This window comes from Rhodococcus sp. R1101, from assembly GCF_000278445.1.
GTDB lineage: Bacteria > Actinomycetota > Actinomycetes > Mycobacteriales > Mycobacteriaceae > Rhodococcus > Rhodococcus gordoniae.
In genome coordinates this window covers 1-9,783 of sequence record NZ_AJVB01000111.1, presented here as the reverse complement: position 1 = coordinate 9,783, position 9,783 = coordinate 1, and the positions used below count along the sequence as shown (strand labels likewise).

Here is a 9,783-nt window from a genome sequence, read left to right as displayed (position 1 = left end):
ACGACCGTGCCGAGATCGTCGACCGCACGCTCACGCGGTACCGCGAACTCGGGGCCGACGGTGCGCTGTTGTGGTCGTTCGTCCCCGACCCGCGGGCGGACGAGTGCACCTACGACATCGGCCTCGACGACCCGGTCCGGTATGTCCTACGGCGTCACCACCGCTCAGGATGAGGCGCGGTCGCTCACGCGGAAGAGCCTCCAATCGGGTTGGTCGGCCCCGTCATTGGGGATCTCGAGTTCGAGTACGGCGATGTCGCTGCCGGTCTCGTAGATCGTGGGATAACGGCGGTTCACGGCATCCGATGTTCCGCGACCCTCGTTGGGGACGGTCAGGATGTATTCGACTCCGTAGGACGAAGGGCGGTTGAGCACGGCCGTGAAGTCGGAATCCGAAGGGATGACGAACGTCTCGGGGCGTTCGGTGGCCGAGAAGATCGCGAACCCGTAGACCGTGTCCATCAGCACCGAACCCGGTGGCAGGTCCATCTCGTCGAGGTATTCGGCGATGCGTCGTTCGGTGGAGAACGCCGCGATCACCCGTCTCTGCTGCTCACGCACGTCGGACGGATCGTCGTCGTCCGGGAACAGGACCGTGCGCAGCGCGTGTTGTTCCTGCGACAGGGCGGGCGAGCCCATCGCGACGAACGTGATGGGCAGACTGCACACCAGTAGTACCGCACCCAATGGGGCCGCCCCGCTGTCGTCCTCGGCTCTCGGAGCGGTGTGCGGGCCGGGACGTCGGGCCGCGAACCGCCCGCGTCGCGGCGCCAGTTGCACGACCCACACGGCGAGCAGCGGGATCGCGCAGATGTAGAAGCGCAGGAACGGGAAGGTCATCCCGCGCGCGTAGGACAGTGCCGCGAAGCCCAGCACCGCGCCGAAGACCACGAACGGCACGAGCGGTTCGAGATCGCGTCGCCGCCACGCGAGCACCGCCACGACCGGGATCGACAGCGGAAGCGCCGGTCCGAGCGCGACGGTCTCGGCGAGCGAGAAGGCGATCGCACCGAGTCCGCCCGACGATCCACCACCGCTCTGCTCGAGGATGGCGGCGTTGCCGTAGGTGGAGGTGAACTGCGCGAGCCCTTCCCCGGTGACGAGCCAGCTCGTGGTGACGAACACGACGAAGGCCAGGGCGAGGGGAGAGGCGACGAGAATGGCGTCCATGATCGCCGGCTGCCATCCGGCACCGGGAGCGTATCGGCGTGAGCGGTACCGGACGAGCAGCGCGACGAAGACCGTCACCGCCCCACCGACGGCCAGCGCGTCGTACCGCGCGAGATACGCCAGTGCCAGGGCGATACCCGCCAGGGCGAGGTCGTGGATGTCGTCGGTGCTGCACCACCGGATGAGTCGGCGAGCGGCCCAGCACAACGCGAACAGGAACGGTGCCTCGCTCATCCCGTTCGCGCCGTAGTAGACGATCATCGGATTCAGTGCGAAGACCGCCGTCACCGTCCACACGAACCACGGGGAACATCCGCGATCGCACGCGATCTTGTGGATCTGCACCGCTGCGCTGGCCATGAACGGTGCCGACATGATCACCGCCGTCACCGAATAGGCCGTCAGTCCGGGGAACCACGCCGACAGACCGGCGAGAGGCACCTGGACGAGTGCGGTGAGCGGCGTGAACACGAATCCGATGGCGGCGAGATGCGGGTCGCGGCTCAGCAGCACCGTCCGCGCCGCGCTCACACGACTCAGCGAATCCCCTTGGTAGTACTGCACGTCGAGCGCGAGCCACAGACCTGCCGCCAGATAGATCAGGCCCGAGGTCCAGAACACCCACCGGCTGCGGGCCTTCACGACGACAACCCGTGGAAGGTCTTCTCCCAGTAGGAGGGATTGCGGATGAGCTGATAGGTGCCCTTGATCGCCGCGATGGACATGAGCACCCAGTACAGCGGGACGGTCAGGCACGGCCACCACAGGTTCGCGTGCCCGGTCTCGCGACACGCGACGAAGTTCATGTACATCACGGCGACATTGCCGAACACGAGCGAGATCAAGGCGGGGAAGTAGGCGTACCACGGGAAGATCTCCTCGATGAGATCCGCCTGCCCGAGCAGCCACGACAGCGTCGTCATCCAGAACACCATGTTCAGGCACGCGATGATCGGTGTACCCGCCAGCAGGGTGGTGAACCGCAGCATTCCGGCGGTGCCGATGACTCGCCACAGTCGGACGGGGCGGCGCATGTGGACCAGCCAGGTCTGCAGATAGCCCTTGTACCACCGGGATCGCTGCCGCACCCAGTTGATCGGATCGCTGTTCGCCTCTTCCAGTGTGGTCGAGTCGAGAACCGCGGTGGAGTAACCGGATTCGGCGATCCGGACACCGAGATCGGCATCTTCGGTGACGTTGTACGGATCCCACGCACCGATCTCGTCGAACACCGATCGGCGGATGTGGTTCGACGTCCCGCCGAGCGGGATCGGCGAGTGCGACTTCATCAGTCCGGGCAGGATGAAGTTGAACCACAGCGCGTAGTCGGCGGTGAACCATCCGGTCAGCAGATTCTGGGTTCCGTTGTGGAAGGCCAGCTTCGCCTGCACGCACGCCACGTCGTCGCCGAGGCGATCGAAGACGACGACCACCCGGCGCAGCTGCAGTGGTTCCGGGAGATCCTCGGCGTCGAAGATCGTCACGATCTCACCCGTCGTGAAGTGCAGTCCGTAATTGCACGCCTTCGGTTTCGTGCGCGGGTCGGCGGCCGGGACGAGCAGGATCTCGACGCTCTCGCCGAGTCCGGCCTCCTCCGCAGCGTCGATCGTGACGGTGTCGTCCTCCTCGAGCAGCAACAGCACCTGGAGCTTGTCGGCCGGATAGTCGAGCGCGGCCATGGCAGCGAGCAGGTCGCCGACCACCTCGGGTTCGTTGTAGGCGGGGACGAGCACCGTGTACGGCGGGAGCCGGTCGTCGGTCAGGGCGAGCGCTTCCTCGTCGTCGACGATGAACTGCGCGTCGCGGGCCATGCCCCGGGTGAAGAGCAGCAGCCGGTCGGCGAGGGTCGCGATGTACCCGAAGGTGCACAGCACGGTGAAGACGATCAGGGTAGGTTTCGTCGCTACGACCAGCGAGGCCACGAAGGCCGCGGCGAGTGCGAATCCGAGATACTTCTGCCACGGCACGAATGCGACCGACGCCGACGAGACGGGGCTGCGTTCACGGAGTCCGTGTACGGCCTCGTGCAGGGCCGCCTTCCGGTAGGCGTCGAATTCGATGGTGTTCTCGGCCGGAACATCGTGTCCGGAACCGACGTTCACGCGTCCTGCCATTGTGCCTCCACGAGTTCGCGACCCACCTCGATGAGCATGGAACGGTCCTTGTACTCGGGCTCGGTGTCCTCGACGGTGCCGTTGCCGCGCAGCAACACTCGCATCAGCGTGCGTGCGTTGGCGACAGTGTTCGGCTCGGGCTGCGGGAACGGCGCATCGAGTTCGTGGTTGTCCACCGTCAGCAGGCTCACCCGCTGGGCGACGGTGTCGCTGCGGGTCCAGACGAAGCTGAGCAGGCTCCACGTCAGGAGCAGTGTGTCGTCGACGACGGTGAAGTATTCGGCGGTCACACCGCGACCCAGATCGACGTATTCCTTCGGGCTCACCCGTGATCTGCCCAGTGCGTACATCGATTGGGTGGGATAGACCGCGAACTGGTTCGGGCTGCGCACCTGCAGGGTCTGCACTGCGACGGTGCGGGGGCGCAGCAGCCGATCCCACTCCGGGTTCGGTTCCTCCGCCCGGAGCATCTGCCGGCGCAGCACCGATCCCTGACGGAAGTATGCGCGGGGCCAGTCGTAGTCGACGGACGACAACTGCACCCATCCGGACGGGACGACCTGGGCGGCGGTGCCCGAATAGGGTGGTCCGACCGAGACGGGTGTCAGGCGCTGGTCGGGGAGCGGCAGGAGTGCGGCGAGCAGGGCAGCCACCGCGATGCACATCGCTCCGCGTACTGCCTGGGCGATCGAGACGGGATTCGGAGGCAATGTGCGCGGTGCGAGTCCGCGAAAGGTCCAGAGGTAGGCGCCGGAGCCGACGACCACCGTCGCGATCACCGCCGGGACGTACTGGTCCACGGCGATGGGTGCGTCCGGCCATCGCCGATCGATCACGGCGAGCACGATCAGTCCGATCACGAATGCTGCGGAGCCGTAGAAGAATCCACGAGCCCAGGTGCGCCGGGTCGCCAGTCCGATCGCCGAGGCGGCGAGGACGAGGGTGACCACACCGGCGACGAACTTCGTCCCGCCCAGTTCGACGAGCACGATCCGGTACACGACAGGTGAGCTCAGGAAGAGCATCATCCATGCCTCCCAGTAGGCCGCGGTCACCCGCAGGCCGAACATCGCGATGCACGCACCGCACACGAACACCCACGCGGCGAGCACGTCGAGGTGCATCACCTGGTAGGTGGTCGCGTATCTCGGCATCAGCAGGCCCTTGATCGCGAGCGCGATCAGCAGCAGAAGCACCGAGGTGATGATGTCGGTCTGCCGGTCGTGGATGGGCAGTTCGTTCCGGCGCCTGCGCGTGACACCGATCGCGACGACCGCGACGAGCGGCGGCACGATCAGGACGTAACCGCCCGTGGTGCCCGTGCGGATCTCCGCGATCAGCTGTAGCCAGGTGGAGTGGAAGCCGATCAGTGTCGCGGTGACTATCACGACCCACCGAATGGTGGTGCGCCGCAGCGCACTCGTGAAGAACCGTTCGGTGAACGGCGGTTGTTCGACTGTCGTGGTCATCGCGTTCACCGCGACTGCGGGCGGCGCCGACGGGAGAGCGCCCACACCGCGGCGCCTGCCGCACCGGCGACGAGCAGGACGACACCCGCGACGACCACCGCTGTCACCGTGCTGTTCGTTCCCGACGACGCCGCGTCCACGCCGTCGTCCTGGGTCCGGGGATCGATGAGCGTGATCGGATCGCGGTCGGGCGCGGTGAACAGCACGCTGCCCTCGAGCTCGAACCAGCGGCCGGGCTCGGCGGAGAGCCAGTCGATCGTCCGATCGAGTTCTTCGGGGACGTCGGTGGACGTGGCGACCAGCACGGTGCGTCCGTCCTCGCGCACGACCTGCACGGAGGCGAAGTCCACCTCGGTGCCGAAGGTGAGGCTGGTGCTCTCGCCGGTGGCGTCGCGGACCTCGAACCGGCGGTCCTCGGTGCGGACGAGCGGCAACTCCGACTGCAGTCGGTCGGGGATGACGCCGTTCGCCGCCACGACCAGTGCGGGCGCCGACGAGGTGAGCGCGTCGTCGATCGACACCCAGGTCGGATCCAGCGGGCGCGTGGTGAGCGACTGGAGCCCGGCGACGAGTTCGACGGCACGTCCGACGTCGACGAGTGTGCGAGCCGCAGTGGCGACGTTCAGCTGCGGCATCAGGGTCTGGGGCAGCGACGGAAATCCGGCGGGAACGGGCGGGTCGGCGACGGTGCTCGACACGCGGCTCTCGCCGTCGATACGGAGGGTGACGGGTTGTTGGAGACCGCACTGCTCCTGAGAACCGGTCGTGCGGAGCGCGACGGTGATGTCGGTGAGGCGCCGGAGGGACGAGTTCGGCACCGTGACCACGCGGTCGATGACACCGCTCGAGTCGGCTGCCCATGCGTCGAGCTGGACGTCACCTGCCGAGACGGTGATCAGCCCACCCTGGGTGGCGGGAAGCGGGGTGTAGGAACCCTTCAGATCGATGGCGACATCCCGGACGGGCCGGCCGAACTCGGCCTGATCGAGGAACAGATGTACGTCGGCGATGCCGAGACCGCTCGTCTCGAGATCGGACACCCGCAGGTCGTTCAGGGTGGTCGAGTCCGGAGCAAGGATGGGCGGAACGTCGAAGGTGCCGACGGCCACGTCGGAGCCGACGGCGAAGCCGGACAGGACGCTGTTCACCAGGCGCCCCTGGTCGAGGAGGGTCTCGGCATCGCCTCGGACGTACAGGGCGGGAGGCCCGCCGGGAATCGTGCCGACCTCCACGCCCGTCTCCTCGCCTTCGCGGACGACGATCTGCCGGACGAACGGACTGTCGGCGGCCGGGGGAATGCCGTTCGACGGTAGTTCACGCACGTCCACCGGCACCTGACGTCCCGAATAGCGCGCGGTCACGCCGGCGGCGAGATCCAGGGTGACGGTGGACTCGGCGTCCGTCGGTCCGTCCGTCAGATACAACTCGAGGCGTTCGAGGACGGGCGGCAGATAGTCGGCGACCGCCGACGGGAGCGTAGGGGTACCGGCGTACCGGATCACCCCGTCGTGCAGTCGTACCGAACCGAGGGTCCAGTCGTCGGGGCAGATGTTGTCGACGGCGGTCAAGGTCAGCCCCAGCGAGATCACCGCGGCGTCGTTCTCCACCTTCGCGCCGGTGAGCGGAATCGACAGGGGCACGATGTCGCCGCCGGCCGGCAGTTCCACGCGGGTGAGCAACCGTCCGTCCGAGGTGACGTCGATCCATCCGCGCGCGACGTTCGTGGGCAGTTGGGCGGTGGTGTCCAGGAGAGCGGGGGTATTTCCGGGAGGGACCGGAATTGTGAGCGTGACGACATCGGAATTGCCGCGGAATTCCAGCTTCGGGCCGAGCCCCAGATTGCGGGTCGGGAATGCGACCTCGCCCGGCGAGGTCGGTTCCGTCGGCTCGAGATCCTGTGCTGAGGCAGTAATCGGGTTCGCGCACAACGTTATCGAGGCGGCAAGTGCCAGCATCAGGCTACGGCGGGAACGGCGACCGGTTCGGTGGAATGTCACCCGAACAGCGTATTGTGTCGGATCACGAAAGTATTGCAGGCGCGTCGGCAATTCGTTATGACGTTGCTCTGTTGTAACGAAACGACGGCCGGTCCCGATTTCAGCCGACGACCCCGAACCGGACGAAACAGGAGGCACCGGTGGCGGAACCGCTGAAGGCGTTGTTCGTGAACGAGAACATCGGTGGACACGCTACGGTGCACCATTCGCTCCGACGGGCGTTCGTCGAACGCGGCGATATCGAGGTGGAGTTCCTCGACGCCCACGGTCCGGGATTCGTGGGCAAGGTGTTCCGCGCGCCGGTGCCCGGACTCGATCGGCTCGATCTCGACCTCCAGGCGCTGCGCGGGCAGCTCGTGCATTCCCGGGGGCTGAGGCGTCGGCTGCAGGAACGTCTTGCCCAGGGAGACATCGACGTCCTCCACGTCTACACCCAGAACTGCATGCTCGGCTCGGCGGATCTGATGCGGACTCGTCCCACGGTGGTCACGACGGACAGCACCAACGAACTCAACGCCTATCTGATCCCCTATCGCACGGCGACCCGATTCACTCCGTTCGCGGTGCGCGCAGCGGTCCGCTTCGAGCGTCGGGTGCTGGATGCCGCGGACCTGGTGATTGCCAACGGCCGGCGCACGGCCTCGTCGCTTACCGGGGCGACGTACGGATTGCCCGCCGAGAAGGTGCTGACGATGGCACCCGGGATCTGGTCGCCCTTTCTCACCGGGGAACGGGCATTGCCCGATCGTTCGCGGCACCGGCGCCCCACCGTCGTCTTCATCGGCACCAGCATGGAACGCAAGGGCGGCAACACTCTCCTGCGGTTGCACCAGCAGTACCTGAGGGAGACGTGTGATCTGGTGCTCGTCACACGTGATCCTGTTCCGGATCTGCCGGGTGTGCGGGTGGTGGGTGATCTCGTGAGCGGTGACGACCGATTGTGGGACATCCTCGCCGAAGCGGACCTGATGTGCTTCCCGTCCGGAATGGACCAGGCACCCAACGTGATTCTCGAAGCAGGTGCGGCCGGACTTCCGGTCGTCGCGTCGACGGTGGGGTCGATCCCCGAGATGGTCGTCGACGGCGAGACCGGGCTTCTCGTCGAGCACGCCGACGACGAGGCGCTCCTCGCGGCACTCCGGATGTTGCTCGCCGACGGGGTACGACGACGCAGCATGGGCGCGGCAGCGCACGCGCGGATCGCCGAACTGTTCGATATCCGCACGACCGCCGCGCGACTGACGGAGCTGCTCGGCCGGGTGCACAGGAGGGTCGTTGCGCGGTGAGCGCTTCGCTGCTGTTCGTCGCGCACACCGGTGAGCGGTCGGGTGCCGAGAAGGTGATGTTGGCGCTCGTCGACGTCGCCCTCGCGCAAGGCCTGCGAGTCACCGTGGCGTGCCCCGATGGACCCCTGGCCGAGGCGCTCCCGGCCGGGTGCGTGCACGTCGGGTTGCCACGCCTGGGCATGTGGGGTCAGACGGGAGCCGGGCGGATCGCGGGCCTGGCGAGTCTTCCGGTGCGGTGGCTGGGGGGCGCGCTCCGGCTCCGGCGCGTGCTCACCGCCGAGCGACCACAGGTGGTGTGCAACTCGTTGTTCGCGTTGCCATCCCTGCGATTCGCCGTCGCAGGTACATCTCATCGCGAACGTGCGAGGTGGCTGGTGCACGACACTCTGTCGTCACGGAAGCAACGCCTCGTCGCCCGCCTCGGCAGAGCAGCGGTGGCGGGGGCCGTAGCGGTCTCCCGCGCCACTGCGGCTCCGGTCCGCGAATGCGGATATCCGGTCGTCGTTGCGCCGAACGGCGTTCCGGTGCCGGCTGCACCGTCCCTCACGGCCCGTCGTGTCGACTCGGCCGTGCGGGTGGGCATCCTGGCGTCGGTGACGGAGTGGAAGGGGCATCGGGTTCTTCTGGATGCGGTCGCCGAGGTGCCCGAAATCTGCCTCGACGTGGCAGGTACGCCGTTTCCTGGCGACGAAGCGTTCCTCCACGAGTTGCGCCGCCGCGCAGAGCGCTTCGACCTGCGTGGACGCGTGTCGTTCCTGGGGCAGGTCGACCCGGCAGAGGTATTCGCGGTCTGGGACGCGTTGGTCTCGGCCAGTATTGCACCGGAGGCCGGGCCGCTGGGAGTGCTCGAGGCGATGGCGCACGGTGTGCCCGTCGTCGGTACCGACCACGGAGGCACCGCCGAATATCTGTCCGACGGCGCGGGGCTGCTGGTGCCGCCCGGCGACGCGGACACCCTGGCCGCGGTGTTGCGCCGGATCGTCGCCGAACCCGAACTACGAACCGGGCTCGCCGTCACCGCGCGGCGCAGGGTGGAGGACCACCACGATATCGAGGTGACGCTGCCGGCCATGGCGAACGCGCTCTGGGCGACCGGCGTCACGTTGTGAGCCATCCTCGAGTATTGCTTTTGCAACCATGTTGTGATCTCCGGTGTTTGGTGTTGGCGGCGGATTCGCGCACACTGTGAGCCATGTGGGTGTGGATCGCATCGGCGCTGGCGGCGTGGTTGAGCCTTTCGGCTCTCGGCGCGCTCGCGGTCGGTCGGTTCCTGTTCGTCTCCGAGAGGGAGGAACAACTCGTCGAGATGCAGCGCGAGCAGCGTGATTCTGCGAATCCTCCCGTGAGTTCCTGACACGCCGCGTCGCCGCCGACGCGGTACTCGCGAGTAACAATTTTTCGTGTCTAGACTCGGTTCCGCGTCGTCCTCCTGTCCCCCCATGTGAGGACGACCGCACGGGTCGGTTACCCCCATCACCGGTCCGTGCCGAAGCCCCGGCCGATCCACCACCACGATTGCCGGGGCTTCACCTATTTCCGGCGGGGATATTCTGTCGCTCCTGACCGAGCGGACTCCCCGCTCTGCGATCGCCTGCGCACGGTGCCGATGGCTGCTGCGTGCCGGGCGGATGGCGCAGGAACTGCCGGACACCTTCGGTACCGCGCTCGGTGCGGTTGTTCGGAACCGTAAGGAGGCCAACGGTTTTCCGGAAAACGCTACGCTCGGGCAGTGGGTGCGCGAGCTCGTG

At 67.2% G+C, this 9,783-nt stretch carries 8 protein-coding genes and 1 pseudogene; 5 read left to right on the top strand and 4 right to left on the bottom strand.

Annotated elements, in window-relative coordinates; genetic code table 11:
- Nucleotides 1-173: pseudogene (locus R1101_RS30175) on the top strand (beta-mannosidase); the annotation flags it as partial.
- On the opposite strand, the gene R1101_RS0109850 reads toward R1101_RS30175, so the two are convergent.
- Genes R1101_RS0109850 through R1101_RS0109835 form a run of 4 tightly spaced genes read right to left on the bottom strand, consistent with a single transcriptional unit; the run spans nt 165 to nt 6,749 of the window.
- The gene (locus tag R1101_RS0109850) at nt 165-1,811 is read right to left on the bottom strand and encodes a glycosyltransferase family 39 protein (protein WP_016933271.1); all 1,647 of its coding nucleotides are present in this window, start codon (nt 1,809-1,811) and stop codon (nt 165-167) included. The pseudogene R1101_RS30175 and the gene R1101_RS0109850 sit on opposite strands and share 9 nt — an antisense overlap.
- Nucleotides 1,808-3,283, bottom strand: coding sequence for a glycosyltransferase (locus R1101_RS0109845; protein ID WP_016933270.1), 1,476 nt, complete (start codon nt 3,281-3,283; stop codon nt 1,808-1,810). The genes R1101_RS0109850 and R1101_RS0109845 overlap by 4 nt, the downstream gene beginning before the upstream one ends.
- Nucleotides 3,268-4,797 (bottom strand): archaeosortase/exosortase family protein, encoded by a 1,530-nt coding sequence (locus R1101_RS30665; RefSeq protein ID WP_016933269.1) that lies wholly within the window; start codon nt 4,795-4,797, stop codon nt 3,268-3,270. The genes R1101_RS0109845 and R1101_RS30665 overlap by 16 nt, the downstream gene beginning before the upstream one ends.
- Nucleotides 4,758-6,749 carry a hypothetical protein gene (locus tag R1101_RS0109835; RefSeq protein ID WP_026003094.1) on the bottom strand — a complete coding sequence of 664 codons (1,992 nt, stop codon included), beginning with the start codon at nt 6,747-6,749 and terminating at the stop codon, nt 4,758-4,760. The genes R1101_RS30665 and R1101_RS0109835 overlap by 40 nt, the downstream gene beginning before the upstream one ends.
- Nucleotides 6,750-6,889: 140 nt before the next feature.
- Between R1101_RS0109835 and R1101_RS26320 the strand changes: the two genes are divergently transcribed.
- The 4 genes from R1101_RS26320 to R1101_RS30165 all read left to right on the top strand — a co-directional run.
- Nucleotides 6,890-8,035: a glycosyltransferase family 4 protein gene (locus tag R1101_RS26320; protein WP_016933267.1), complete on the top strand. Its 1,146-nt coding sequence runs from the start codon at nt 6,890-6,892 to the stop codon at nt 8,033-8,035.
- Nucleotides 8,032-9,144: a glycosyltransferase family 4 protein gene (locus tag R1101_RS0109825; protein WP_016933266.1), complete on the top strand. Its 1,113-nt coding sequence runs from the start codon at nt 8,032-8,034 to the stop codon at nt 9,142-9,144. The genes R1101_RS26320 and R1101_RS0109825 overlap by 4 nt, the downstream gene beginning before the upstream one ends.
- Before the next feature lie 83 nt (nt 9,145-9,227).
- Nucleotides 9,228-9,389 (top strand): hypothetical protein, encoded by a 162-nt coding sequence (locus R1101_RS30945; protein WP_016933265.1) that lies wholly within the window; start codon nt 9,228-9,230, stop codon nt 9,387-9,389.
- Between the two features lie 118 nt (nt 9,390-9,507).
- On the top strand, nt 9,508-9,783 hold a 276-nt coding region (locus R1101_RS30165; RefSeq protein ID WP_332306997.1), incomplete at its 3' end, for an Rdx family protein.